We start from the raw sequence: 26,628 nt of genomic DNA on the forward strand, positions 1-26,628 counted from the left end.
TAGTCCTTCGATATGCCGTCAAAATATTATAAATTCGCTGTCTTATTTTTTCATTTAAAAACATTACAATTTGGCAGCGAAAGAGAAAGTGGCGAAAGAAACGCCTTTGATGAAACAGTACAACGAAATCAAGAGAAAATATCCTGATGCATGTCTGCTTTTCAGAGTAGGAGATTTCTATGAGACCTTTGGAGAAGACGCTATCAGGGCTTCTAAAATTTTGGGGATTACCTTAACAAAAAGAGGTGCAGGGTCTGATACTGAAACTGCTCTTGCAGGATTTCCGCACCATTCTATTAATACATATCTGCCAAAATTGGTTAAGGCGGGACTTCGTGTAGCGATCTGCGATCAGCTGGAAGATCCAAAAATGACCAAAACAATTGTAAAAAGAGGAGTTACAGAACTTGTAACACCTGGAGTTTCTTTAAACGATGAAGTTTTACAATCTAAAACAAACAACTTTTTAGCTTCTGTTTGTTTTGCGAATAAAAATATTGGAATTTCCTTTTTAGATGTTTCGACAGGGGAATTTTTAACGGCGCAGGGTAATGCAGAATACATTGATAAATTACTGCAGAATTTTAATCCAAGTGAAGTTTTGGTTCCTAAAAACTGCAAAAGCGAATTTAAAGATGCTTTTGGAGAAGATTTTCACACCTTTTATCTTGAGGACTGGATTTATAAAGAAGATTATGCTTTAGAAACTCTTACAAAACACTTTCAAACTAATTCTTTAAAAGGTTTTGGAGTTGAGGAATTAAAAGAAGGAATTATTTCTGCCGGAGCAATTTTGTATTATTTGTCAGAAACACAGCATAATAAAGTACAGCATATTACAGCTATTCAGCGTATTGCAGAAGATGCGTATGTGTGGATGGATCGTTTTACAATTAGAAACTTAGAATTGTATCACAGTTATAATCCAAATGCAGTAACACTTTTAGATGTAATCGACAAGACGCTTTCTCCAATGGGAGGACGTTTGTTGAAGCGCTGGCTGGCTTTGCCTTTAAAAGATACAAATAAAATTAAAGGACGTCATGCTGTGGTTTCGTATTTGAAATCAAATCCTGAAATCCTTCATAATATTCAATATCAAATTAAACAGATTTCAGATCTGGAGCGTTTGATTTCTAAAATTGCAGCAGGAAAAGTTTCTCCGCGAGAAATTATTTATTTAAAAGAATCGCTGGATGCTATTATTCCAATTAAAACATTAGCGCTAGAAAGTCCCCAGGAAGCTGTAAAAGTTATTGGAGACAGTCTGCATTCGTGTGATTTGCTGCGAGAAAAAATCAAAACAACATTAAATCAGGATGCACCCGTTGCAATTTCAAAAGGAAACGCAATTGCAACTGGAGTTAATGAAGAACTGGACGAATTAAGAGCAATATCTACATCTGGAAAAGAATTTTTGGAAGGAATAGAAAGAAGAGAATCAGAACGAACAGGGATTTCTTCTTTGAAAATATCATTCAATAATGTCTTTGGGTATTATATTGAAGTTAGAAATACGCACAAAGACAAAGTTCCGGAAGAATGGATTCGTAAACAGACTCTGGTAAATGCAGAACGTTATATTACTGAAGAATTAAAAGAATACGAAACGAAAATTCTGGGTGCTGAAGAGAAAATTCATAAAATTGAATCAGAGCTTTTTGAGCAGTTAGTAAATTGGATTGCGACTTATATTAAGCCGGTTCAAATGAATGCTTATTTGGTAGCACAATTAGACTGTTTGTGTTCGTTTACACAAATGGCTGTAGAAAACCAATATGTATGTCCGGAAATCGACGATACTTTTGAATTGGATATAAAGAATGGAAGACATCCTGTAATTGAAAAACAATTGCCGGTTGGAACACCTTATATTGCAAATGATGTTTTCTTAGACAGAGAAACCCAGCAGATTATTATGATTACCGGGCCTAACATGTCGGGTAAGTCGGCTATTTTAAGACAAACGGCCTTAATTGTGCTTTTGGCTCAAATGGGAAGTTTTGTTCCGGCTGATAGTGTAAGAATGGGAATTGTAGATAAGATTTTTACAAGAGTAGGAGCTTCTGATAATATTTCGATGGGAGAATCTACGTTTATGGTGGAAATGAACGAAACGGCTTCGATTTTGAATAATATTTCAGACCGAAGTTTGGTTCTTTTAGATGAAATTGGAAGAGGAACCAGTACATATGATGGAATTTCGATTGCCTGGGCTATTGCAGAGTTTCTCCATGAACATCCTTCAAAGGCTAAAACTCTTTTTGCAACACATTATCATGAGTTGAATGAAATGACAGAATCGCTTCCTAGAATTCAAAATTATAATGTAGCGGTAAAAGAATTAAAAGATACGGTTCTTTTTGTTAGAAAGCTTGTAAAAGGCGGAAGTGCGCATAGTTTTGGTATTCATGTGGCAAAAATGGCAGGAATGCCGCAACTTGTAATTTCAAAAGCGCAGAAACTTTTAAAGAAACTCGAAAAGAATCATTCAAGTGATGCTCTAAACGGAATTAAATCAGCAAATGATGAAATGCAGATGAGTTTCTTTAATTTGGATGATCCGTTATTAGAAGAAATAAAAGAAGAAATATTAAGTTTGGATATAAACGCGATTACGCCGGTTGAGGCGCTTATGAAGCTTAATGAGATTAAGCGAATGCTGGTTAAAAAATAAAATTAAAAATTTTCAATTTTAAAGTTTAGGTTATCAGAAGGTTATAAAATAAGTAAACTTTTTTTTCAAAAAACGCTTGTGTAATTGAATAAATGTCCTAAATTTGCACTCGCAATACGAAACAAATCAAGTGTTGCAGTTCTTAAACAGAATTTGAAAATGCGAAAATAGCTCAGTTGGTAGAGCGCGACCTTGCCAAGGTCGAGGTCGCGGGTTCGAGCCCCGTTTTTCGCTCTAGACCATATAATGCTCGGATGGTGAAATTGGTAGACACGCTGGACTTAAAATCCAGTGAACAGCAATGTTCGTGCGGGTTCAAGTCCCGCTCTGAGTACTAAAGCCTCTTCTTTTGAAGAGGCTTTTTTTATTGTGCAAACTCAATGGTTTGAAATTAATTTGTAAAGAATTAATTTTAAAAGAATCTAAAGATTTGAGAGGGCTTAAAATCTAAAATCAATAATCTAAAATCAATAATCTAAAATTTAAAATAAAAATATGGGTGCTTTTGTAATTAGCAAGCGGTTTAATGATGAATATAAGTTTGTGTTTACATCTAGAAAAGGGAAAGTTATTTTTACGAGTTTAAGTTATGAGTTGAGGTTTGAGTGTGAAGAAGATATTGAGAAATTTAAATCGACAATTGAGCTTGCTAGGTTTTTGAAATTTAAAGGCTCAGGAGGGAAGTATTTTTTTAAATTGATGCTTGGTGATGTTCATTTTGCGACAAGTCGAAAATATACTACAGAATTGCTTCTTCAAAAAGGGATAAAGGAAATTGTGACGTATGCTTCGAAGGCTGAGATTCTTGATTTTTCTTCAAGTGAGTCTATTTTTGAAGATGAGGAGGTTTTTGAAGAAGAAGAAGAAGTGGAAGAGTAGATAATAAAAAAAAGCGTTCATTTTCATGAACGCTTTTTTTTATGGCTCAATGTTGAGGTTTGGCCAAAAAAAAACCATCGATTTCGATGGTTTTAAAATTTTTAGAACTTAGGTTCTAATTATTTTTTTACTTCTTTAGCAGCGTCTTCTACTTTTGCAGCAGCAGAATCAACTTTAGCAGCAGCAGAATCAACAGTTGCAGCAGCAGAATCAACTACAGTAGCAGCAGAATCAACAGCAACAGCAGTAGAATCTACAGTTTCAGTAGCTGCAGCGTCAGCTTTTTTACAAGATACAACAGTTAAAACAGCAACAACAGCTAAACTTAAAAATACTTTTTTCATCTTACTTTATTATAAAAGGTTAATTATTAATTCGTGGCAAAGATATAAATTTTTTAATATGTAAAATATTTTTTCACTTTTTTTTTAAAATATTTTCCTCCGCTCACGTTTGTCTTATTTATCAAATAATATGCCAAATTTATAAAATTATCTTAAATTATCTAATGTTTTGTGTAAATAATTATTTGTTGAATATTCTGTTGGAAATTTGGCTGTTTTGATTACCTCTGTTGCGTTTTATTTTGCTTTTTAAGGATAATTCTGTTTTCTCGTGTAACGAAAATATGGTTCTTAAAATGAACTTTAATTAAATTACAGCTTCAAAACTTCAAAATTAAAGACAGAATATTACGAAACTGTTTTCATAATCGTATTTGTGGCTCCTTTGTTGTTCTGAATAAATGACTTACAAATATGACTTTTTTCTGTTAACAATTTTGGATCGTTAATTAAACGGTCTAAAATCTCTTTTAGTTCCAGGAAGTTTGTTATAGAAATGCAGCCTCCAAGTTCAACTAAAGATACAGCTTCTGCAAAATTTGAATAATTAGGTCCAATAACTATTGGGATTCCAAATGTTGCAGGTTCAAGAATATTATGGATTCCGGGATTTCCAAATCCTCCTCCTACATAAGCGATTGTTCCGTAACTGTAAATTTTAGTCAAAATTCCAATTGTGTCAATTATGAAGACATTATAATTGGATAAATCTTTGTTTTCTTTCTCAGAAAATAAAACGATTGACTTTTTAATCTGTGATTTAAGATTTGCAATCTGTTCTGTCTTTATATTATGCGGTGCAATGATAAATTTTACGTTTTCCGGCGCCTGATTAATATATTCTATTAATAAAGCTTCGTCTTTCGGCCATGAGCTTCCAATGACAATAGTCAGCTGGTTGTTTTTAAAATTTTCAACATAGTCCAGAGTGTTGTCTCTTTCCAAAATGGCATTTACCCGATCAAAACGAGTATCGCCGGAAACAATTACGTTTTTAAATCCAATCGCCTCGATTTTTTGTTTTGAGCTTTCATTTTGAACAAAAAAGTAAGTAAAAGCGTTTAGTGCTTTTCTGTAAAATCCGCCATACCATTTAAAAAACATCTGACTGTCTCTAAAAATACCGGAAATCAAATAGGTTGGTGTTTTGCTTTTTTCTAATTCCTTTAAATAATTCAGCCAAAACTCATATTTAATGAAAAAAGCAAATTCGGGATGAACTAATTTTAAAAATCTCTTTGCGTTGCTTTTAGTGTCAAGCGGTAAATAAATTGTCACATCGGCAACCGTGTTATTTTTACGCACTTCGTATCCTGATGGTGAAAAAAAGGTTACAATGATTTTATGTGATGGGTATTTTTCTTTGATTTTTTCAACTACAGGAAGTCCTTGTTCGTATTCGCCAAGTGATGCCGAATGAAACCAAATGGTTTTGTCGTTTGCTTTGATTTTTTCTTCTAAAACAGAAAATACATTTTTTCGGCCTTCCACAAAAAGCTTAATTTTCGGACTAAATAACGCTATGATTTTTAAGAAAAATCCTGCGATGTAAATGGTTAGATTGTATAAAAAAAGCATGTAATTTTTTTTGCAGCTAAATTACATTTCTTTCGACTATTTTCATTGGTTTGAAGCTATTAATAACTATTTTTGTTCCTCCTTTTAGAGATTTCTGTCTAAAATAGAGTCTTTAATTTTAAACATTATTCAAAAATGAAAAAAATACAAATGGTTGACTTAAAGAGTCAATACGAAAAAATAAAATCTACTGTAGATGCTTCTATTCAAGAAGTTTTAGACACAAATACTTACATTAACGGGCCATTAGTTCATCAGTTTCAAAAAAATCTTGAAGAGTATTTAGGAGCAAAACATGTTATTCCATGTGCAAATGGTACAGATGCTTTGCAGATTGCTATGATGGGGTTAGATTTAAAACCAGGTGATGAGGTAATTACTGCCGATTTTACTTTTGCAGCAACTGTTGAGGTTATTGCTTTATTGCAATTAACTCCAGTTTTGGTTGATGTTGATCTGCATAATATGAACATCGATATTGATGCGGTAAAAAAAGCAATCACGCCAAAAACAAAAGCAATTGTTCCAGTTCATTTATTTGGACGTGCGGCGAATATGGATGCGATTATGGAAATTGCCGCAGAACATAATTTATATGTAATTGAAGATAATGCGCAGGCAATTGGAGCAGATTATATTTCTAAATCTGGAACAAAATCAAAAGTAGGAACAATTGGCCACGTTGCAGCAACTTCATTCTTCCCGTCTAAAAACTTAGGATGTTATGGAGACGGAGGAGCAATTTTTACAAATGATGACAAATTAGCACACGTCATCCGCGGAATTGTAAATCACGGAATGTATGAGCGTTACCACCACGATGTTGTAGGTGTAAATTCTCGTTTAGATAGTATTCAGGCTGGAGTTTTAAATGCAAAATTGCCGCTTTTAGATGAATATAATGCAGCACGTCGTTTAGCAGCAACAAAATACAATGCAGCTTTCGCTGGAAATGCAAAAATTATCACTCCGGATTTTGATGCAAATCAAAATGATCACGTTTTCCATCAATATGTTTTGAGAATTTTAGATGCTGATAGAAATGCTTTAATGCAGCATTTATTAGATAAAGGAATTCCATGTGCAATTTACTATCCAATTCCATTGCATTCTCAAAAAGCATACTTAGATCCTCGTTATAAAGAAGAGCAGTTCCCGGTAACTAATCAATTGGTACAGGAAGTAATTGCTTTACCAATGCACACAGAACTTGACGACGAACAAATTAAATTTATTACCGATTCTGTTTTAGAATTTTTAAATAAATAATAAAAGCCAAAATAACCACAAAACAACCCAATAAATGAAAGTATTAGTAACAGGAGGATTAGGATTTATCGGTTCTCACACTGTAGTCGAATTGCAAAATGAAGGCTATGAAGTAGTGATTATAGATAATCTTTCGAATTCTTCAGAAGATGTTTTAAAAGGGATTACCGCGATTACAGGAAAAACGCCTTTATTCGAAAAAATTGATTTAAGAGAAAAAAGCGCCGTTCGGGATTTCTTTAAAAAACACAATGATGTTACTGGTGTGATTCATTTTGCAGCTTCAAAAGCAGTTGGTGAAAGTGTTGAACAGCCTTTGTTGTATTATGAAAACAACATTAGCAGTTTAGTTTATTTGTTGCAGGAATTACAGCAAAAACCTGAAGCAAGTTTTATTTTCAGTTCTTCTTGTACGGTTTACGGTCAGGCTGAAAAAATGCCAATTACAGAAGATGCTCCGGTTCAAACTGCAATGTCTCCTTACGGAAATACCAAACAGATGGGAGAAGAAATTATTACTGATGCTGCAAAGGTTACTAATATCAGCGCGATTTTATTGCGTTATTTTAATCCGGTTGGAGCACATGAAACAGCTGAAATTGGAGAACTTCCGTTGGGAGTTCCTCAAAATTTAGTTCCGTTTATTACGCAGACTGGAGTTGGTTTACGCCAGGAATTATCGGTTTTTGGAAATGATTATCCAACACCAGATGGAACTGCTGTTCGTGATTATATTCATGTTGTCGATTTAGCAAAAGCGCACGTAATTGCTTTACAGCGTTTGTTTAATAAAAAGAATGCAGCCAAAGTAGAAACCTTCAATTTAGGAACAGGAAAAGGAAGTTCTGTTTTAGAAGTCATTCATAGCTTTGAAAAAGTCAGCGGTAAAAAACTGCCTTACAAGATGATGCCTCGTCGTGAAGGAGATATTACTGAAGCTTATGCAAATACAGATAAGGCAAATAATGTCTTAGGATGGAAGGCAGAACTTAGTTTAGACGAAGCAATGGCAAGCGCCTGGAAATGGGAACAAAAAGTGAGGAATAAATAAATTCTTTATTAGTTAAAATTATAAAATTTTAAGATCCCAAATTATAGCAGTATAGTTTGGGATTTTTTTTTAACGTATTAATTATCATGAAACAAAGTTTAGACTATAAACTAATATTTGCCCTAGCGGCTGTTGGAATTATTTGGGGAACTACCTTTTTGGGTATTAGAGTTGCGGTTGAAACTATTCCGCCTTGGTTTGTAACTTCAATTCGTCAGGGATTGGCAGGAATAATCATGATGATTATTTTATTGTTCAAAAAAGAATTGAAATGGATTGGATGGGAAAATTTAAAACACCAGCTTGTTCCTTCTATTTTGATGATTGTAATTGCAAATGGTTTTACAACCGTTGCAGAACAGACTGTGCCAAGCGGACTGGCTTCAGTAATTAGTGCTATGGCTCCTATACTTATTTTTCTGGGCAGTATTTTATTTAAATTACAAAAACCAAGTTTAAGAGGATTTATTGGAGTTATAATAGGATTTTCGGGAGTGGTTTTTATATTTAAAGACGGACTAGGATCTTTTTTAGATGCCGATTACAGAATTGGAATGATGTTTATGGGGTTTGCGATTACTGCCTGGGCTGGTGGAACAATTTATACCAAAATTCATGGGAATAAATCTAAAAATATAGTTCTTAACTTATTCTACCAGTTTACAATGGCTTCATGTATTCAGATTGTTTTGGCATTTATTTTTTCGCCCAATATTGATGTGAATTTATGGAGTTCTAAAAGTATTTTTGCAGCATTATATCTGTCGATTTTCGGATCTGTTATTGCTTTTTTCAGCTATAATTACGCTCTGAAACACGTTACTCCGGTTCAGGTTTCTATTTTAGCCTATATCAATACTATAATTGCGGTATTTTTTGGCTGGCTGATTTTGGATGAAAAAATCACCATTGATTTTATAATTGCAACAATACTGATCATTTTGGGAGTTTTTATTATTAATTACAAAAAGAAGGAGAAGAAAACTTTATAATTTTGATTTAGTTTATTTTGTAAATTTGTAAGATTAAAATGTAGGAATAATGAGTTCGGATAAAGAAAATAAAAAGAATAACAAGGTCGAAGAGCCAAGAGTAGAATACGAGGTTCAAAAACCAAAATTTAAAGGTATAGATCGTGAAACTTTTGATTTTGATGCAGAATTTGCAAAAGGATTAACACCAGAGGAAGCAAAAGAGGAAGCAAAAAGGAGAATTAGAGAATGGTGGGGAAAATAGAAGTTATTTTTACTCCATCAGTAATTAGTTATCTTGATAATCTGGTTTTAGTTTTATATAGAAAGGAATATTTTGGTTTTATAGAATCAGCTGAAGAATATGTTGATGATATTTACGATGCAGTTCCTGAAAAGATTAGAAAATCTCCACATAAGAAAACTCCAAAATCACTTCAATATTTAGGTTTAAATTATATATTTTATAAATCCAACGCCAGAACAACTTGGTATATATTTTTTGAAAAGAGTAATCAAAATTATCTTATTACTGGAATTTTAAATAATTACAGCGAAGAAGCAAAGGAATTATAAAATAAAATCCTCATAAACTTATCAAAGTATATGAGGATTTATTGTTTTATACAGTTAACAACTGAAAACTGTCACTGAGACTGAACACTTAAAAATTAAGCATTAGCAACAGCAGCTTCTTTATCAATTTTATTAATCAATCCAGTTAAAACTTTTCCAGGACCAACTTCAGTAAATAAAGTAGCACCGTCAGCGATCATTTGCTGAACAGACTGAGTCCATTTTACAGGAGCAGTCAATTGAATGATTAAGTTCTTTTTAATTTCATTAGCATCAGAAACTGCGCTTGCAGTTACGTTTTGATACACTGGGCAGATTGGAGCAGAGAAAGTAGTTGCTTCAATTGCAGCAGCTAATTCTTCTCTTGCTGGTTCCATCATTGGAGAGTGGAAAGCTCCTCCAACAAGTAAAATTAAAGCACGTTTTGCTCCTGCAGCTTTCATTGCTTCGCAAGCTTTTTCAACAGCAGTAGTTTCACCAGAAATTACTAATTGTCCAGGGCAGTTATAGTTAGCTGCAACTACAACTCCGTCGATAGAAGCACAAACTTCTTCTACAACATTATCGGCTAAACCTAAAACTGCAGCCATTGTAGATGGAGTGATTTCGCAGGCTTTCTGCATAGCTAAAGCGCGTTGAGAAACTAATTTAAGACCATCTTCAAAAGATAAAGTTCCGTTAGCAACTAAAGCTGAAAATTCTCCTAATGAATGTCCTGCAACCATTTCCGGTTTGAAATCTTCTAAAGTTTTAGCTAAAATAACAGAATGTAAAAATACTGCTGGCTGTGTAACTTTAGTTTCTTTTAGTTCTTCGGCAGTGCCTTCAAACATGATATCAGTAATTCTAAAACCTAGAATTTCATTTGCTTTTTCGAATAATTCTTTGGCTAAAGCCGAATTTTCATAAAGGTCTTTACCCATTCCTGTGAATTGTGCACCCTGACCCGGAAATACGTATGCTTTCATTTGTCTAATTTAATTTTTACTTTTTTAAAATTGAAAATTAGTTTCAATTGGAAGGCAAAAGTACTATTTTTTTAGCTCGAATAATCCTTAAACATATAAATCCATGCTAATCTTGAAAATCTAAGATTAAAAGGAGTAAGCAAAGTAATGGTTACGGCAATAATTGGAAGGATTCTTAAATCGAAATTTGTTTCAAAGAAAAACTGTGCAATACAATACGTTGCAATTCCCTGAGCCACGGTTAATCCATAGTTTACGTACATGGCACCAAAGAAATAACCAGGCTCTTTTTGGAATTTGTAATTGCAATGACTGCAGTATTCATTCATTTTTGGAAAACTGAAATTCAGAAAAATATTCTTGTCTGTAAAAACTTTTCCTTTATGACAAACAGGACATTCGTTTTTTAAAATATGAGTTAATGCGCTTGACATGATATTGTTGATTTTTGTTTATACAAAGGTAATTCAGAGCATTATAAAAGTCTTTTTAGTATCTTCGCTTATTATAGCACAATAAAGACATTTTTTATGAAAAAATATCCCATTTATAGTGTTCAGAATTTTAGCTGTAACGATATTCATCGTGATTTTTATGTAAATACTTTTAAAGAGCATTTAAAAAATCACAGTTTTGTCGAAGAACCGCACCGCCATGATTCCTATTTAATGGTATTTTTTACCAAAGGTTCGGGATTGCATGAAGTTGATTTTGATCAGTTCGAAATCAAAAGAGGAAGTCTTTTTGTGCTGCAGCCCGGACAAATGCACCATTGGAATTTATCTGAAGACATTGAAGGTTTTGTAATTATCTTTTCGCAGGAATTGTACAATTTGTATTTCGGACAAAAAAAGATTAACGATTATAATTTTTACCATTCCATTCAAAACCGACCAGAAATGGTTTTTGAAGAAAAAGAAATCCCGAAAATCCAGCCTTATTTCGATTTGCTGATTCAAGAAAATAGCCAAGACAACAAATACCAATTGGATAAATTGTTGAATTTGTTGGATTGCATTCATATTGAAGTGGCAAGAAAATATGGCGAAACCTATTCGCATCAAACGCATTCATACAATATCAAAATCAACAAGTTTGAATCACTTTTAGAGGAATATTTCAGAACTGAAAAACTACCTTCGTTTTATGCAGAAAAACTAAATATTACGCTGAAACATTTAAACAGAATCTGTAACGAAATCCTTCAAAAAACAGCAACTGAAGTAATTACAGACAGAGTGATTCTGGAAATAAAAAGAATGCTGATCGACAAGCAATTAGCAGTAAATGAAGTTGCATTCAAAGTCGGCTATGAAGACTACTCGTATTTCTCCCGCTTCTTCAAAAAACAAACTGGAATGTCGCCGACTGAATTTAGAAATGTAAAGTAAGAAAGGGCTTCAACTTCGCTCAGCCTGACATATGATGTCTTTAAGAATACGATTGTCAGGCTGAGCGAAGTCGAAGCCCCTGTTCCTAAAAGTAAAAAAGCCTGTACCCCGAGAAGGTACAGGCTTTTTAACCAACCAAATTAAAACCTATTATAAAGTATTAGGCTTGTTTTACAAATTGTAATTCAATGTTCAAACGAACTTCTTCTCCAACTAAAACACCACCTGTTTCAAGAGCTGAGTTCCAGTTTAAACCCCAATCTTTACGATTAATTTTTCCTTCTATGCTTAAACCTACTTTTGTATTTCCCCAAGGATCAGTCATGATTCCGCTAAATTCAACTGGGAATTTTACTGTTTTAGAAACTCCTTTAATGTCTAAATCTCCAGTTAATTCATATTCACCATCGTTGATTTTTTTGAAAGAAGAAGATTTGAAAGTTAATTTTGGATGATTTTCAGCGTCAAAGAAATCACCGCTTCTTAAATGTCCGTCACGATCTGCGTTTGCAGTGTCTACTGAAGCGATATCAGCAGAAAAACTGAAATCTGCATTATCAAAACTATCTCCTTCTGTGATTGCAGAAGCTTCATAAGTTCCAAATTTTCCTGAAACATTTGTAAACATCATGTGTTTAACTTTAAAACCAATTTCTGAGTGAGTTGGGTCAATTGACCATTTTGTAGTTGCCATAATTTTATTTTTTAAATATTTTAAATAATTAATTTCATTTTGATAGGACAAAGTTACGGTGAGAGTTGTCCTGGAGCACTTAACCTAGATTAAGAAATAAAAAATGTGGTGTTTTTTGCCACAGATTACACGGATTAAAAGGATTAAAAGAAATATTGCCACGAATCACACGAATTGCCACAAATTTTAATTCAATTTATCTTGCTCGAGTCGTGGCGAAAAAAATCAATTTAATCCTTTTAATCTGTGGCGAAAAAAACTAATGCTTAAAGCTTAGCTTTTGTTATTCATATAAAATGTCAGCGCTCCCGACGGGCATTTATTAACAGTAGAAATTATTTTATCAGTTGTAGATTTTTCGGGAGTAATCCATGGTTTTTCTTTTGGGCGAAAAACATCTGGATTGTTTTTTACGCAATTAGCAGAATGAATGCACTTTCCAGATTGCCATACAATCGTAACTTCTCCGTTTGTATATTCTTTAGTGAGGTTATTTGGATTCATGGTTTAAAATTTTAAGGATGAATTTAATTTTAAAGTCAGACCAATTTTCTTATTTATAAAGTTAGTCTTTCTTTTTTAAAATTGAGCAAAAAAAGAAACGATAATAGTCTGATTTACAGATTTATTATCGTTTCAAGGTACAGGTATTAATTGTTTTTGTTTGAATTAATAATTCATCGGAATGTCCATTAATAAAAATTCAGCATCTGTATTTGCTTTAATATTCAACGTATCAGTTCCTGAAATTCCAACCGCATCACGAGTATTTAATTCTTGACCGTTGATGATTACATTTCCTTTTAAAACGAAAGCATAAACTCCGTTTCCTTCTTTTTTGATTTTATATTCAGTTGCAGTTCCTGCATCAAAATTACCCATGTTAAACCACGCATCTTGGTGAATCCAAACTCCTTCGTCATCGGCATTTGGAGATAAAACTTGTGCCAATTTATTATGTCTGTCAGCAACATTTAAAGTAATTTGCTGGTAACGTGGAGTAACGTTTCTTTTGTTTGGAAACAACCAAATCTGCAATAATTTAGTCTGCTGATCTGCGTTCGGATTAAACTCACTATGCTGAATTCCAGTTCCAGCACTCATTACCTGAATGTCACCATTTTTGATTACTTCCGTATTTCCCATGCTATCTTTGTGAGCCAAATCACCTTCTAACGGAATTGTAATAATTTCCATGTTATCGTGAGGGTGAGTTCCAAATCCCATTCCGGCTGCAATTGTATCGTCATTCAAAACACGAAGCGCTCCAAACTGAATTCTGTCTGGATTGTACCAGCTCGCAAAACTAAAGCTATGATAAGCGTTCAACCATCCGTGATTTGCGTTTCCTCTTGTGTCTGCTTTGTGCAATACTATATTTTCCATGATTTTGTCTTTTATTGATTTTGATAGTACAAAGATACGGTCGATGTAAAGGAAAAGCACTTAATGTAGATTAAGAAAAGATTCTGAGGTTCTAAGTGGCTAAGATTCTAAGTTTTTTTTTTGAAGCAGAAGAATCGTTTTCAAAAGACCTGAGGTCCCGCTATCCGTTTCAATCTTTTGTGGTGAACCCCACCACAAAAGGATTTCCACTTCTATCGGGGCTATGCGGGGAGTTTCATTTTTATAAGAAGGCTCAAAGGTGCGAAGTTGCAGAGGTTCAAAGGTTTTACCTCAAAGTAGCCACATGGTTTGTCATTTCGACGAAGGAGAAATCTTCGCAAGTAACTCTACAAAGATTGGAAATTATAAAGTTTTTTTTAGCTTCAAATTAACCACACAGTTTGTCATCCTGAGGAACGAAGGATCACACGAGAAATTCCGCCTGCATAATCGCCAATCTTTGCCGACTTCCGAGTGTGATCCTTCGTTCCTCAGGATGACAAGATTGCGCTGAATTACTTAATCCTAACCAATTTCCCTTTCCCAACCACTTCATCAAGATAATTTGCAGAAGAACTTTTCTTGTCATGCATAAAAAAAGGAATAGTATCTTTTTCGATTTGATCTTTTGAAATACTTATAACTAAGTCCGTATTAATGAAATTATCCAATACTATTTTGCTGCCATAAGAAACTTTTCCTTTTGGCAGATATTTGTTATCAAAGGCAAAAATGCTGTCCTTAAAAGTAATTTTATCTTTTTGGATATAAGTATTGTCCTCTTCAATCAAGTAATTGTAACGGCCAATAAGCTTGTCTGTTTTCTGAGTAAAACTAATTAAAAGCAGTGTCGTTATTAAGGCAAAATATTTCATGGCATTCTAACTATATTGATTCATAAATTGCTGTACAACAGCATCGGTATTCTCATGGCGTTTTTTTCTTTCCAAAACAATTGGCGGTGCTGCTCTTTCCAGACAATCCTTAACAGCACAGGTTTCGCAAGTTACGCCAACAATTCGTTTCACCAAAGGTTTTCCTTCAATGACTTTGAATTTCTTTTTCATTGTTGGATTAATCAAAATACCAACAGAAATACTTCGAATGGTATCATGTAAAAAAGGATCTTTTGTAGCCGAAGAAAAAACCAAATATTCGTTTCCGCTATTCGCATAACTGGAAATTTGTGCATCAAAAAAATGAGATTTATTTTGTTTGATCGCTTCATCAATTGTTTTTACCGAAACCCATCTTCTGCAATAATGTTCGTTGGTTTCGTTGGCGTGTGGTTCCTGCTGATGCGTAATGTGTAATTCTTTATTGATTTGGTAAACATCAGAACCAATTCGGTGAGATAATCTTAAAAAGAATAAATTTTTCAACTGAAAATCTTTCGGTAATAAATTGGTCAATCGCTGATAAAAAGATTCAGGCGAAACTTCAAAACTTTCAATTAATTGAACAAATTCTTCCGGTTTCGGATTTTCATTTTCTAAAAAAGAATTGATTTTATCCACTACTAATTTTCTCGGCAACAATAAAGCACCGGCAAAATAAGAGGCGTAAAAATTATGTAGTACCTGATCAAAATTCTCAAACTTAATCCAGCTGAAAGTCAGTAATCGATCTGATATTTTTAGATAATTATAAGCTATTTCTTTGGCTAAAATAAATGCTTTCTGCGGAGAATCTAATTCGGTTGAAAGCAATAAAGTTTTGCTTTTCGGAACATAAATCGAACGCAAATCGCCCAAAGCTTCCTGATCTGTAAAAACGATTTCTTTAATATGGTATTCGTATTCTTCTTTTAAAATCGCTTCCAGTTCTTCAACACTGATTTTGGAATCCAGATTAATCTGAAACGACTTCGAAAACGCGATTACTTTTTCTTCTAAATCTTCAAAATAATTGCTGTGCGCTTCCTGATACGAACGCAAAGCGGCTAAAAAGAAACTTTCGCGGCTTAAATTATAATGCTGTGCAATTTCGATAATCGTACTGATAAATGCATTGACTTTTGCGGGAGCATTGGCAATAATATCAATTAAATCGGCTTCCTGAATTCCGAAAAGTTCCAGAGGAATCTCTTTTAAAATACCTGATTTTAATATTTCGCCAATAGGAGCGAGGTTGTTATCGAGTTTTAAAGACACCATTTGGTCATAAGTCACGTCCAAATGTTCGCAGAGCAATAAAATTTTATCTGTTTTTGGATATTTTTTTCCCTTTTCAATCTCGTTTAAGTACGATTTTGAAAGATTTGTCAATTTAGCCAAGCCAAAAAGAGACAGATTTTTTTGCGTTCTGACTTGCTTCAATTTTAATCCGAAGATCAGCTTTATATAGTCTTTTTCGATATCCATGAACCAAATATAGGTATTCTAAAAATAATCGCCAAAAAATTATTTTTCATTTTTAGCGAACGTTCGCTTGTTTTGTAAAAAACTTTTTTCTAATATTGTGGTGTAGAAAATATTAATTATCAGTTTGTTATGTATTTGTGTTTTTGAAAAACATAGAATCGATTCAATTGCTGCTAATGAAATTAAAAACCACAGCTATGAAAAACCAATTAGAAATTACCGAAACGGCAATGGAATTTTTAGCCGAAAAGAAGCTTCGTTATCCAAAGATCTGGACAGAAGAAGCCATTGTTTTTATAACTGAATTGCATAAAAAATTCGAATCACAGCGAAAACTATTGCTTTTACAGCGTGAACAGAAACAAGTCACTTTTGATCAGGGAATTATGCCGGTTTTTATTCCAGAAACCAAAAGTGTGAGAGAAGGCAATTGGAAAGCTGGAGAAATTCCGAAAGATTTATTGGATCGAAGAGTAGAAATTACTGGACCTGTTGATCGAAAAATGATCATCAATGCTTTGAATTCTGGTGCCAAAACATTTATGGCAGATTTTGAAGACAGCACTTCGCCAACCTGGCAAAACCTGATGGACGGACAGGTAAATTTGATTGATGCGATAAACAAAACAATTACGTTTACTGATTTGGTAAAACAGAAATCGTATCATTTAAATGAAAAAATCGCAACGTTAATTGTACGTCCGAGAGGTTTGCATTTGCCAGAAAAACATGTTCTAGTTGAAGGAAATGAAGTTTCTGGTTCTTTGATAGATTTTGGTTTATATGTTTTTCACAATCATAAACGACTATTAGAAAACAATTCAGGACCGTATTTCTACATACCGAAATTAGAGCATTATCTGGAAGCGCGCTGGTGGAATAACGTAATCGATTTTACGGAGGATTGTTTGAAACTGAATAGAGGAACAATAAAAGTGACGGTTTTAATTGAAACCATAACGGCAAGTTTTCAACTAGATGAAATTATTTACGAATTGAAAGAACATATCGTTGGTTTGAATTGCGGACGCTGGGATTATATTTTTTCATACATCAAAAAATTTAGAAAAAATCCAAAATTCATCGTGCCGGATCGCGATCAGGTAACTATGACTTCACCTTTTATGAATGCTTATTCAAATTTGGTTATTCAAAGATGTCATAAAAGAGGAATTCATGCCATTGGCGGCATGGCAGCACAGATTCCGATTCGAAATAATGAAGAAGCCAATGCTGTTGCTTTCGCAAAAGTAAGAACCGATAAAGAACGCGAGGTAAAAAATGGACACGATGGAACTTGGGTAGCGCATCCGGATTTAGTTGCAATTGCAAAAGAAATTTTTGATAAGGGAATGCCAACTCCAAATCAGATTCATGTAAAAAGAGAACATCGAAAAATTACAGAAGCCGATTTGATTGAACCACCAATTGGGCTTATAACAGAAAAAGGTGTTCGAAAAAATATCAACGTTGGAGTTCTATATCTGGCTTCATGGCTGAACGGACAAGGTGCCGCTGCATTGCATAATTTGATGGAAGATGCTGCAACTGCCGAAATTTCGAGATCGCAATTGTGGCAATGGCTCCAGAATAAAGTGATTTTGGATAATGGACGAAAATTAGATTTGGCTTATTATCATGAATTGGCTTTAGATGAATTCAGAAAAATTAAGGAAGAACTAGGAGAAGAAAATTATGAAAAACAACAGTTTCCATTAGCCGAAAAAATGCTGGAAAGACTGGTTGTAAACCTGCATTTTGTGGATTTCCTTACCCTTCCATGTTATAAATATTTATAATTTATTTAAACACATAGAAACATAGATTTTATTTTTTCTATAATAAAGAGAAAAGAAAAAAACTGTTTTTTCACGCATAGATAACTATGTGTGTTGAAACAAATGAAACGCCTTTAACCACAAAGTATAACTATGTTTCTATGTGTTTAAAAATCTTGGTTAAAACTGAAAACCGAGACTAAAAACTTTATTAACGAACCACTTTAACTAAACTATATTATGAAAACAACAGAAGACAGAATTCAGGAATTGATTAACGATTGGATTACGAACCCGAGATGGAAAGGAGTAGAGCGTCCTTATACTGCGAGTGAAGTAGTTACGCTTCAAGGGTCTTATAAAATTGAGCATTCTATTGCCAAAATGGGTGCAGAGAAATTATGGAGAAAGTTAAAAAGTCAGGATTATGTTGCGGGTTTGGGAGCGTTAACTGGAAATCAAGCGATTCAGGAAGTCGATGCGGGTTTAGAAGCGATTTATTTAAGCGGATGGCAGGTTGCTGCTGATGCAAATCTGGCGGGCGAAATGTATCCTGACCAATCGCTTTATCCGGTAAACAGCGTTCCGATGGTTGTAAAAAAAATTAACAATGCTTTACTTCGCGCTGATCAGATTCAGACTGTAAATAATATTGAAGATAGAAAAGATTATTTAGTTCCAATTGTAGCTGATGCTGAAGCTGGTTTTGGAGGAAATTTAAATGCTTTCGAATTAATGAAATCTATGATTGAAGCAGGAGCATCTGGAGTTCATTTTGAAGATCAATTAAGTTCTGCTAAAAAGTGCGGGCACTTGGGCGGGAAGGTTTTAGTTCCTACTCAGGAAGCGATTAATAAATTAATTGCAGCGCGTTTGGCAGCAGATGTTATGGGCGTTTCAACTTTAATAGTTGCTCGAACAGATGCCGATGCAGCTAATTTACTAACAAGCGATGCAGATCCAAGAGATAGAAAGTTTTTAACAGGAGAAAAAACGGCAGAAGGTTTCTTGTATGTAAAAAATGGAATAGATCAGGGAATTGCAAGAGGTTTGAGCTACGCGCCTTATGCCGATTTAATTTGGATGGAAACCAGTAATCCGGATTTAGATTATGCTAGAAAATTTGCAAAAGCAATGAAAAAGGAATTCCCAGATAAAATGCTGGCTTACAATTGTTCGCCGTCTTTCAATTGGGCAGCAAAGTTATCAGTTGCTGAAATGGAAACGTTTAGAGAAGATTTAGCAGCAATGGGATATAGTTTCCAATTCATCACTTTGGCAGGATTCCATGCTTTGAATACCAGTATGTTTGAATTGTCAAAAGCGTATAAAGAACGCGGAATGGCAGGATATTCTGAATTGCAGGAACGTGAATTTGCTTTACAGAAAAACGGATTCAGAGCCGTAAAACATCAAGCTTTTGTGGGAACTTCTTATTTCGACGCCGTTCAGAACACTGTAATGTTAGGCAAATCAGCAATAACCGCAATGGAACATTCTACAGAGGTTGAGCAATTTTAATTCAAAAGAAAAGCCAGTTCATTGAACTGGTTTTTTTGTTTTTGCCACAGATTTCACAGATTAAAAGGATTAAAAAAATTGTTGCCATGTATTACACAAATTTCCACGAATTTTATTTTAATTTTTAAATCAATTAGTTCGTAGAAATTTGTGTAATTCGTGGCTAAAAAAATCACTTTAATCTGTGAAATCTGTGGCAAAAAAATCTATTTCTTTAAAAGTCTTGCTTTCATTTTACTGAAAAATTCCGGTGTTACACCAATGAAAGAAGCGATTTGTTTTTGGGGAACTTTGTGCACCAATGTTCCGTATTTTTTTGTGAATTTTTCAAAGCGTTCTTCCGCAGGTAAACTCAAATTATCCATTAATCTCTGCTGATTTGCAACCAATGAATTTTCAATTAAAATTCTGAAAAAACGTTCCAGTTTCGGAATTTCAAGATACAATTGTTCCTGATTTTCTTTCGATAACGAAACCACTTCGGCTTCTTCCAGAACTTCAATAAAAAGTTGTCCCGGTTTTTGCGAAAAATAACTGTACATATCACTCATCCACCAGCCTTCGCAAGCGAAAGAAAGTACGTGTTCAACAATATTATCGTTGATGTTGAAACTTCTTAAAATACCTGAATTTACGAAATAGGAATGTTTGCAGACTTCGCCGGCATTTAGTAAAAGCGTTTTGGCTTTGTAAGTGTTGGTTTCTAGTTTAGATAAAAAAAGCGCCTGTTCTTCTGGTGTCAGAGAAACGTGTTTGGCAATGTTTTCGAGAATTAATGCCATTATTTTTTATCGTCGATTAAAGTAAATGAAGTTGCTTTGAATCTATCTCCTTTAATTTCTCCCGTAACTAAAGCTTTGCTTATTGCATTACAGAAACCTTTTTCTGAGTGTGCATCACCGTGATCGTGAATTGTAGTTCCATCCACGAAATAGCTTTTTCCGTCAATGCGAACGGCTAAATCACAGCTTTTACCTTTCATTCCAAATTGACATTCTCCACATGAAGCTTCAACAACTGTTGGTTTGTCAAATTTCTTTTTGTCTTGTGCTTGTACTGCGATTCCAATAAAAAGGAAAGTCGCTAAAAGTATATTTTTCATAGTTAAGAATTTACAGTGATTAATTTTGCCGTTTTTTTGGCACGTTCTGTTATTTCGTTAATTGGAGTTGAAAGTGTATCGTGGCTTAAAACCACACCCATTCTTCGGTAAGGTCTTGACGTCGGTTTTCCAAAAATCCTGAAATCGGTTTTGGGTAAAGCGGCTACTTTTTCGATTCCGCTGAAAGTTGGATTTGCTGAATCTTCTGATGCTAAAATTACGGCGCTTGCTCCAGCTTTTTCTAAAGTAATTTCAAAAATGGGAAGACTTAAAATGGCTCTTAAATGCAGTTCAAATTCATTAAAATTCTGTGTTCCTGCTAAAGTTACCATTCCGGTATCGTGCGGACGCGGTGAAAGTTCAGAGAAATAAACGCCTTCTTTTGTCAAGAAAAATTCAACACCAAAAAGTCCAGCTCCGCCAAGCGCTTCCGTAATTTTTTCGGCCATATCCTGAGCTTCATACAAGTCTTTTTCTGAAACTAAAGCAGGCTGCCAGCTTTCCTGATAATCGCCTCTTTCTTGTCTGTGGCCAATTGGAGCGCAAAACAAAGTTGGATTATTATTTTGAGTAATGGTTAAAAGTGTAATTTCTGAATGAAAATGGACAAAAGCTTCTACAATAACTTCGATAACATCTCCACGCGAACCTGCAACGGCATATTGCCACGCTTTTTCGATATCGCTTTCTGTTTTGATTGTCGATTGTCCTTTTCCAGACGAAGACATTAATGGTTTTACCACGCAAGGAATTCCAACCTGCTGAACGGCTTTTTGTAGTTCTTCTGCCGAAGTTGCGTATTGATATTTTGCTGTTCTTAATCCCAATTCTTTTGCTGCTAAATCGCGAATAGCTTTACGATTCATGGTAAAGTTTGCCGCTTTCGCTGAAGGAACAACGGTGATTCCCTGTTTTTCGTAATCGTAAAAACGTTCGGTACGAATGGCTTCTATTTCAGGAACTATAAAATCGGGTTGGTGTTTGGCTACGATTCGGTCCAGTGCTTCGCCATCGAGCATATTGATGACTTCAAAACCGTGTGCGACTTGCATTGCCGGTGCATTTTCGTAACTGTCAACTGCAATTATGGTTTGTCCGATTCGTTGTGCAGCAATGACAAATTCTTTGCCTAATTCGCCTGAACCTAGGAGTAGTATTTTCATTTTGGAGTGGTGTATTGTTTGAGTAGTAAAAGTAGGGAAAAATGTTTTTAACCACAAAGCCTATTCGCATGGATTGGTGTAGAGACGCACTGCAGTGCGTCTACGTAATCTAGGTTTAACCGCAAAGTTCGCAAAGGATTTACGCAAAGCTCTCTAAGTTTTTGTTTTTATAAGTTGAGATGAGTTTGTAAAGGTTTTACGTAGATTTTGCAGATTTATTTTTTGTATGAGATTTTAATTTTTAGACAAATTAACCATGCAGTTTGTCATTTCGACGTAAGGAGAAATCTTCGCGAGTAGCTCCGTTTCAATAAGCCAATCTTTGTCGAGTTTCTTGCGAAGATTTGCTTCGCCCGTTCGCTATCGCTCGGGTCTCCTTACGTCGAAATGACAAGATTCGGAGAATTACAAGCGTAAAGGTTCTTTTGGAGCTGTTTGCGTGAGGGATAGAAGTGGAAAGCCCACAGCCTGACGAAGGAAGTGCGAGGACTTGAAACGGATAGCCCGACCCGGAGGGACACGCCCAAATTTATATGTTTATCAATAAAATAATGCTTATAGATATTTGTAGAAAATTCAGGTTAAATTAATTCGGGATTTTTGATGCAGCCATTAGTATATTTCTATATTTGCCCGCAAAACAAATAATAATCATAAGATGAGAATAAAATTTATTTTAATAATGAGTGCTTTATGCATTACATCGTTCGTACATTCACAATCAGCCGGAATTACATTTAATTTCGGAATGGGAGAACAAAAAGCTAATGCTGTAATTTTTAAAAAGGATAAACAAAAAGTCAGTGGAATAGTTAATTTCCCTGGGTTTGACGATAAAAAAGTAAAAATTAAAGTTGGCGAGGAAAATGAAAAATATGCTAGCAGTGATCTTGATTCAATTCAGATTTTAGACGACAACAAAAAATTGTCTTATACTTTTGTAAGAACAAAAACAAAGGTGTATAAAAAGAAGGGAACAGAATTTAAGGTTATTGATGAAAACTGGATTTGTAAAATTATTACAGGTATAGCTTCTTTATATTTAGGTGGTGAAGAATACGGAATAAAAGAAGTGAAGGTTGAGGATGAAAAAACGAAAGAAAAGGTTAAAGTAAAGAAAATGCAGGTTGTTTCTAAAGAAATAAATCATTACTTAAAAAGAAGTAATGAAGATTATCCTGTGCTGGTTTCTGTGAGTTCAAACGCTCTATCTGCTGGTTATAATGCTTTTTTTAATGAATATGGAGTTTATTATTTTAGCGATAATCCTGAAATTGCTAAAAAAATTGAAGATAAAGAGTATAAATATGATGACATTGAAAAGGTCGTAGATTTATATAATGTAAAACGAGAGAAAAAAGCAGAATCAAAATCAGCATTAAAGGCGACCAAGATAAATATTACGCCACCTGATTCAAAAGCAAAAACTACGAAGAAGAAATAAATAAAAAAGCGATACTTAATTAGGTATCGCTTTTTTTATATTAATGAAAATGATCTTCTTCAATTTCAAATTCGGCATCTTTTTCCCAGATTTCCATTTCGCAGGGTTTGCAGTTGAATTTTAGTTTGTATTCTAATTCTCCCTGTTTTAAAACCAATGGTTCTTTTACCTTAACACCAACGATGTCTTTTTGGTGAATTGGGCATTTTTTTAATTCGTATTTGATGCAATATTTGGTTGTCATTACACGAGATTTTCCTGGATCCCATTGTAATTCGAATGCTTTTTCGATTTCGGTAACACCGTGGCGTTCGTAGAATTTACGAGCTGTTTTATTCGAAACGTTGTACATAAAATCCAGTTTGGTTTCTGGATAGGGATGTGACGTTTTTACCAATTGGTGTTCTTCGCGAACGTAATTTGCCAAACGAATTTCTGATAATTGATCGAAAACATTTCTTCTCATTTCGTTGATTTTAGAAATAGGAAGAAACCAGTTTTCAGAAAACATTACATTGATTTCATCGGCGCTGTAAGGTGTAAAACCTGTTTTTGCCAATTGAACTTTAATGTTTTCTTCGATCGATTCGCCAGTTTTAGTTTTTTCTTTCGGATGCTCTAATTTTACTGTACTTACATTTCCGTCTTCGTCGGTAGCGATTAATTCAAAACCGTTTTCGTTTTCGGTAAGCAATAAAGTAGTTCCAATTTTACGGATCGCGCTGTCTTCTCTTTCAACAATTTTGATGAAAGCAGCGTCGTTGTTTCTATAGATGAAAGTTCCGTCTTTGATTTCTTTTAAAACGTTTGGGTATACTTTTCCGTTCTCGGCTTTGTTTACGTAGATTCCGTCGGCTTCATTATTTTCGTTGATAAAGCAAAGTCCGTCACCGTTGTTTAATAATTCGCCATTTTCGATTTCGTAAGCGTTTCCAACAGTTCTAATTAATTTACCGATATATTGTCCTTTTGATTTTGGGCTTTCCCAAGAACCAATAGAACTGTGTCTTTCGTTTACGAAATAATCCGTATAACCACGGTTGAAAGTTCTACTCAATGTAGAATCAAAAGTATACGTGCATTTTCCTGAAGAAGCTTTAATGTATTTATCGCTTCCTTCTAAATAGCTGTCTAATTTTTGACGTAAATAAGAAACGTTATTTTTAACGTAAGCAACGTCTTTTAATCTTCCTTCGATTTTGAAGGAAACAATTCCAGCTTCAATTAAATTCGGGATTTGATCTGAAACGTCCAAATCTTTAATAGAAAGTAAGTGACTGTTTCTGATTAAAGTATCTCCGTTTCCGTCAATTAGGTTATAAGGTAAACGGCAGTTTTGCGCGCATGAACCACGATTGGCACTGCGTTCTCCGTTGGCCACACTCATATAGCAGTTTCCGCTAAAAGAAACACATAATGCTCCAGTTACGAAAAACTCTAATTCGACATCAGCGTGGTCGTATATTGTTTTAATTTGATGCAGGTTTAATTCACGTGCTAAAACAACACGTTTGATTCCGGCATCTTTAAGAAATTTAATTTTATCTGCATCACGATTATTAGCTTGTGTACTGGCGTGAAGTACGATAGGAGGTAAGTCCATTTCCATAATCGCCATATCCTGAATGATCAATGCATCGACACCAATATCGTATAATTCCCAAATCATGGCACGACACGTTTCTAATTCGTTGTCGTACAAAATGGTATTCATAACCACAAAAACCTGTGCGTTAAATAAGTGTGCGTATTTAACTAGTTCAGCAACATCTTCGATTGAGTTGTTGGCATTAGAACGTGCTCCAAATTGCGGTGCACCAATATATACAGCATCGGCACCACTATTTATGGCAGCGATTCCTCCAATTAAATCTCTAGCAGGAGCTAATATTTCGATTTTCTTCTTCATTTCTAAAACTTTAGACTTTTGTGGTATTCCCGAAAAAAAGTGTGCAAAGGTCTTATAAATTATTTGAGTTTGCTAATGATGAAGCGATTTTTTTGAGTTTGTTAACTTAATATGGAATGAAGATAAATGAAATTATTTGATATAATTAATCTATTGGAAAATTATATCCTGCAGAAAATACTCCTGTTGATTGTTTTGCAGCTGGATGAAAATAACCTGAAAATGCAAGTTCAAAATTGTTTTTTCTGCCAACTGCTAATCCAAAACTGATGGGAATATGCATTAAAACAGTATTTTTATTGTAATTAACGGCTGGTGTAAAAGTTTGAAATTTTCCAAATGAAGCGCCAATGCCGCCTTCAATAAAAGGCGCAACCCACGGAATTGGAGCGCAAATACGAGCTTTTCCTCCAACTAACAAAGCACGAGTTGTTACTTTGTATCTTGGCTGGTCTAGATAAAATTGTTCTCCATCAATTTTTGTAGAAATTGTAGCAGCATAAGGTTTTATGCCAAACCATGAAGTTATTCCCCAAGCATATTCTGCTTGTACATACAGTCCGCTGCCCATAACATCTAATTGGTCCTGATTTCCATAATCTTCAATGTAATACGAACTGCTGGAAGCAAAACCTATTGAAGCATTTATTGATTTGCCAACTCTTGGCTGAGCTTTTGAAATAAAGGAAAATAAAACGGTAAAGATTGTGTAAATGAGAAAATTGCGTAAAGTTAATTTCATGTAGTCTGCTAGTTAGAATTGGTTGAGACTAAAATAAGATTTTATTTTTCAGCGGCAATAAAAATAAAAAAACCGCCCAATCCGAAGACCGGGCAGTTTTCAAAAAAAAGCATGAACCAATCGATTAATTTGCTCTCATTTTAATTTGTGATAAAGTATTTTGGATACCGTTTAGTTGTTTTGAAACGATATATACTTGATCATGTTCTAAATGGTTTTCTTCAAGTGCCTTTTTATATTTTTCGATTGCGGCTTCTTCACCCGTAATACAAGCATTTATAATGGCTTCTGTATCACCGCCTGTAAAAGCGGATTTAATATCAATCCATGTACGGTGTAAAGCCCCAAGCGGACCTCCGCCTGAATTATCTGTTGATTTTCCTAGCTTATTGATTTCATCTTGTAATTCTACAATATACAAAGCTCTTTCTCTTGCATATTCCAGAAAATCAGTTTTCATTGCCGGGTTTTCCACATGTTCTGCAGCATTTGTATATCCTAGTTTTCCATCTTCGAGAATTGAAATTAATCCTTCTAAAGTTTTAACAGCTTCTTGTGTGGTTTCATCTGTATGTATCATGACTAATAGTTTTTAAATTAATATATTACAAAGTTGGCGATTTATAAAGTGTTATGTTTTACAGGATTACATTTGAGGTTTTATAATATTGTAGAATGGGAATTTTGAAACTACTAATTTATTCTCCCGCAGATTCAGCCGATTAGGCAGATTTTTTATCAAAATGAATTTTCTCATTTTCCGTTTGCGTGAGGGATAGCAGTGGAAAGCCCACAGCCTGACGTAGGAAGTGCGAGGACTTG

General features: G+C 34.3%; 26 protein-coding genes and 2 tRNA genes. 13 read left to right on the plus strand and 15 right to left on the minus strand.

The window, feature by feature from the left end:
* Positions 1 to 70 precede the first annotated feature (70 nt).
* The 4 genes from mutS (at position 71) to PQ462_RS03630 (ending at position 3,556) form a co-directional block, all read left to right on the plus strand.
* Entirely contained in the window at positions 71 to 2,677 is a 2,607-nt protein-coding gene (gene mutS, locus PQ462_RS03615) for a DNA mismatch repair protein MutS (RefSeq protein WP_274252388.1), read from the plus strand.
* A 161-nt stretch (positions 2,678 to 2,838) separates the two neighbouring features.
* Positions 2,839 to 2,911, plus strand: a tRNA-Gly gene (locus PQ462_RS03620).
* A gap of 14 nt (positions 2,912 to 2,925) precedes the next feature.
* Positions 2,926 to 3,011: transfer RNA gene (locus PQ462_RS03625), tRNA-Leu, on the plus strand.
* A gap of 161 nt (positions 3,012 to 3,172) precedes the next feature.
* On the plus strand, positions 3,173 to 3,556 hold the full coding sequence (locus tag PQ462_RS03630) for a DUF1508 domain-containing protein (RefSeq protein ID WP_274252389.1): 384 nt from the start codon (positions 3,173 to 3,175) through the stop codon (positions 3,554 to 3,556).
* 119 nt (positions 3,557 to 3,675) lie between these two features.
* On the opposite strand, the gene PQ462_RS03635 is transcribed toward PQ462_RS03630, so the two are convergent.
* Together PQ462_RS03635 and PQ462_RS03640 are read right to left on the minus strand one after the other, a co-directional pair.
* Positions 3,676 to 3,900: a PG1828 family lipoprotein gene (locus tag PQ462_RS03635; RefSeq protein WP_012023801.1), complete on the minus strand. Its 225-nt coding sequence runs from the start codon at positions 3,898 to 3,900 to the stop codon at positions 3,676 to 3,678.
* A 348-nt stretch (positions 3,901 to 4,248) separates the two neighbouring features.
* Positions 4,249 to 5,478 carry a 3-deoxy-D-manno-octulosonic acid transferase gene (locus tag PQ462_RS03640; protein ID WP_274252390.1) on the minus strand — a complete coding sequence of 410 codons (1,230 nt, stop codon included), beginning with the start codon at positions 5,476 to 5,478 and terminating at the stop codon, positions 4,249 to 4,251.
* 135 nt (positions 5,479 to 5,613) lie between these two features.
* Between PQ462_RS03640 and PQ462_RS03645 the strand changes: the two genes are divergently transcribed.
* The 5 genes from PQ462_RS03645 (at position 5,614) to PQ462_RS03665 (ending at position 9,345) form a co-directional block, all read left to right on the plus strand.
* Positions 5,614 to 6,747 carry a DegT/DnrJ/EryC1/StrS family aminotransferase gene (locus PQ462_RS03645; protein ID WP_274252391.1) on the plus strand — a complete coding sequence of 378 codons (1,134 nt, stop codon included), beginning with the start codon at positions 5,614 to 5,616 and terminating at the stop codon, positions 6,745 to 6,747.
* Between the two features lie 34 nt (positions 6,748 to 6,781).
* Positions 6,782 to 7,798 (plus strand): UDP-glucose 4-epimerase GalE, encoded by a 1,017-nt coding sequence (gene galE, locus PQ462_RS03650; RefSeq protein WP_073407837.1) that lies wholly within the window; start codon positions 6,782 to 6,784, stop codon positions 7,796 to 7,798.
* 86 nt (positions 7,799 to 7,884) lie between these two features.
* On the plus strand, positions 7,885 to 8,790 hold the full coding sequence (locus tag PQ462_RS03655; RefSeq protein ID WP_274252392.1) for a DMT family transporter: 906 nt from the start codon (positions 7,885 to 7,887) through the stop codon (positions 8,788 to 8,790).
* A gap of 49 nt (positions 8,791 to 8,839) precedes the next feature.
* A complete protein-coding gene (locus PQ462_RS03660) occupies positions 8,840 to 9,034 on the plus strand; it encodes a hypothetical protein (RefSeq protein ID WP_149208433.1) in 195 nt (64 codons plus the stop codon).
* Entirely contained in the window at positions 9,019 to 9,345 is a 327-nt protein-coding gene (locus PQ462_RS03665) for a hypothetical protein (RefSeq protein ID WP_274252393.1), read from the plus strand. The genes PQ462_RS03660 and PQ462_RS03665 overlap by 16 nt, the downstream gene beginning before the upstream one ends.
* 95 nt (positions 9,346 to 9,440) lie before the next feature.
* Here PQ462_RS03665 and fabD read toward each other — a convergent pair whose 3' ends face one another.
* The gene (gene fabD, locus PQ462_RS03670; RefSeq protein WP_274252394.1) at positions 9,441 to 10,313 is read right to left on the minus strand and encodes an ACP S-malonyltransferase; all 873 of its coding nucleotides are present in this window, start codon (positions 10,311 to 10,313) and stop codon (positions 9,441 to 9,443) included.
* Between the two features lie 71 nt (positions 10,314 to 10,384).
* Positions 10,385 to 10,747 carry a DUF983 domain-containing protein gene (locus tag PQ462_RS03675; protein WP_012023807.1) on the minus strand — a complete coding sequence of 121 codons (363 nt, stop codon included), beginning with the start codon at positions 10,745 to 10,747 and terminating at the stop codon, positions 10,385 to 10,387.
* Positions 10,748 to 10,843: 96 nt separating this feature from the next.
* Here PQ462_RS03675 and PQ462_RS03680 point away from each other — a divergent pair, with 96 nt between their 5' ends.
* Positions 10,844 to 11,704: a helix-turn-helix domain-containing protein gene (locus tag PQ462_RS03680; protein ID WP_274252395.1), complete on the plus strand. Its 861-nt coding sequence runs from the start codon at positions 10,844 to 10,846 to the stop codon at positions 11,702 to 11,704.
* Positions 11,705 to 11,864: 160 nt separating this feature from the next.
* Here PQ462_RS03680 and PQ462_RS03685 read toward each other — a convergent pair whose 3' ends face one another.
* From PQ462_RS03685 to PQ462_RS03705, 5 genes are all read right to left on the minus strand, one after another.
* A complete protein-coding gene (locus tag PQ462_RS03685) occupies positions 11,865 to 12,398 on the minus strand; it encodes a YceI family protein (protein WP_149208429.1) in 534 nt (177 codons plus the stop codon).
* Positions 12,399 to 12,671: 273 nt separating this feature from the next.
* Positions 12,672 to 12,902, minus strand: coding sequence for a (4Fe-4S)-binding protein (locus tag PQ462_RS03690; RefSeq protein ID WP_274252396.1), 231 nt, complete (start codon positions 12,900 to 12,902; stop codon positions 12,672 to 12,674).
* Positions 12,903 to 13,067: 165 nt separating this feature from the next.
* Positions 13,068 to 13,784 (minus strand): pirin family protein, encoded by a 717-nt coding sequence (locus PQ462_RS03695; RefSeq protein ID WP_274252397.1) that lies wholly within the window; start codon positions 13,782 to 13,784, stop codon positions 13,068 to 13,070.
* A gap of 515 nt (positions 13,785 to 14,299) precedes the next feature.
* Positions 14,300 to 14,659 carry a hypothetical protein gene (locus PQ462_RS03700; RefSeq protein ID WP_274252398.1) on the minus strand — a complete coding sequence of 120 codons (360 nt, stop codon included), beginning with the start codon at positions 14,657 to 14,659 and terminating at the stop codon, positions 14,300 to 14,302.
* Positions 14,660 to 14,665: 6 nt separating this feature from the next.
* Positions 14,666 to 16,147 (minus strand): helix-turn-helix domain-containing protein, encoded by a 1,482-nt coding sequence (locus PQ462_RS03705; protein ID WP_274252399.1) that lies wholly within the window; start codon positions 16,145 to 16,147, stop codon positions 14,666 to 14,668.
* A 197-nt stretch (positions 16,148 to 16,344) separates the two neighbouring features.
* Here PQ462_RS03705 and aceB point away from each other — a divergent pair, with 197 nt between their 5' ends.
* Complete coding sequence (gene aceB, locus PQ462_RS03710) at positions 16,345 to 17,946, plus strand: malate synthase A (protein WP_274252400.1); 1,602 nt, start codon at positions 16,345 to 16,347, stop codon at positions 17,944 to 17,946.
* Positions 17,947 to 18,165: 219 nt separating this feature from the next.
* Positions 18,166 to 19,446, plus strand: coding sequence for an isocitrate lyase (aceA, locus tag PQ462_RS03715; RefSeq protein WP_274252401.1), 1,281 nt, complete (start codon positions 18,166 to 18,168; stop codon positions 19,444 to 19,446).
* 206 nt (positions 19,447 to 19,652) lie between these two features.
* On the opposite strand, the gene PQ462_RS03720 is transcribed toward aceA, so the two are convergent.
* The 3 genes from PQ462_RS03720 to purT are packed head-to-tail and all read right to left on the minus strand — an operon-like array spanning position 19,653 to position 21,711.
* On the minus strand, positions 19,653 to 20,228 hold the full coding sequence (locus tag PQ462_RS03720) for a Crp/Fnr family transcriptional regulator (RefSeq protein ID WP_066032734.1): 576 nt from the start codon (positions 20,226 to 20,228) through the stop codon (positions 19,653 to 19,655).
* Positions 20,228 to 20,548, minus strand: a complete 321-nt coding sequence (locus tag PQ462_RS03725) for a DUF6370 family protein (RefSeq protein ID WP_149208422.1) — start codon at positions 20,546 to 20,548, stop codon at positions 20,228 to 20,230. The genes PQ462_RS03720 and PQ462_RS03725 overlap by 1 nt, the downstream gene beginning before the upstream one ends.
* A 2-nt stretch (positions 20,549 to 20,550) precedes the next feature.
* On the minus strand, positions 20,551 to 21,711 hold the full coding sequence (gene purT / locus PQ462_RS03730) for a formate-dependent phosphoribosylglycinamide formyltransferase (RefSeq protein WP_443135209.1): 1,161 nt from the start codon (positions 21,709 to 21,711) through the stop codon (positions 20,551 to 20,553).
* Between the two features lie 748 nt (positions 21,712 to 22,459).
* Here purT and PQ462_RS03735 point away from each other — a divergent pair.
* Positions 22,460 to 23,155, plus strand: a complete 696-nt coding sequence (locus PQ462_RS03735; RefSeq protein WP_274252402.1) for a hypothetical protein — start codon at positions 22,460 to 22,462, stop codon at positions 23,153 to 23,155.
* Positions 23,156 to 23,195: 40 nt separating this feature from the next.
* On the opposite strand, the gene PQ462_RS03740 is transcribed toward PQ462_RS03735, so the two are convergent.
* The 3 genes from PQ462_RS03740 to PQ462_RS03750 all read right to left on the minus strand — a co-directional run bounded on the left by PQ462_RS03740 (position 23,196) and on the right by PQ462_RS03750 (position 26,386).
* Complete coding sequence (locus PQ462_RS03740; RefSeq protein WP_274252403.1) at positions 23,196 to 25,064, minus strand: peptidase U32 family protein; 1,869 nt, start codon at positions 25,062 to 25,064, stop codon at positions 23,196 to 23,198.
* A 145-nt stretch (positions 25,065 to 25,209) separates the two neighbouring features.
* Complete coding sequence (locus PQ462_RS03745; protein WP_274252404.1) at positions 25,210 to 25,806, minus strand: hypothetical protein; 597 nt, start codon at positions 25,804 to 25,806, stop codon at positions 25,210 to 25,212.
* Positions 25,807 to 25,930: 124 nt separating this feature from the next.
* Complete coding sequence (locus tag PQ462_RS03750; protein WP_012023822.1) at positions 25,931 to 26,386, minus strand: ferritin-like domain-containing protein; 456 nt, start codon at positions 26,384 to 26,386, stop codon at positions 25,931 to 25,933.
* Between the last annotated feature and the right edge of the window lie 242 nt (positions 26,387 to 26,628).

The organism is Flavobacterium sp. KACC 22758 (assembly GCF_028736135.1).
Taxonomy (GTDB): domain Bacteria; phylum Bacteroidota; class Bacteroidia; order Flavobacteriales; family Flavobacteriaceae; genus Flavobacterium; species Flavobacterium johnsoniae.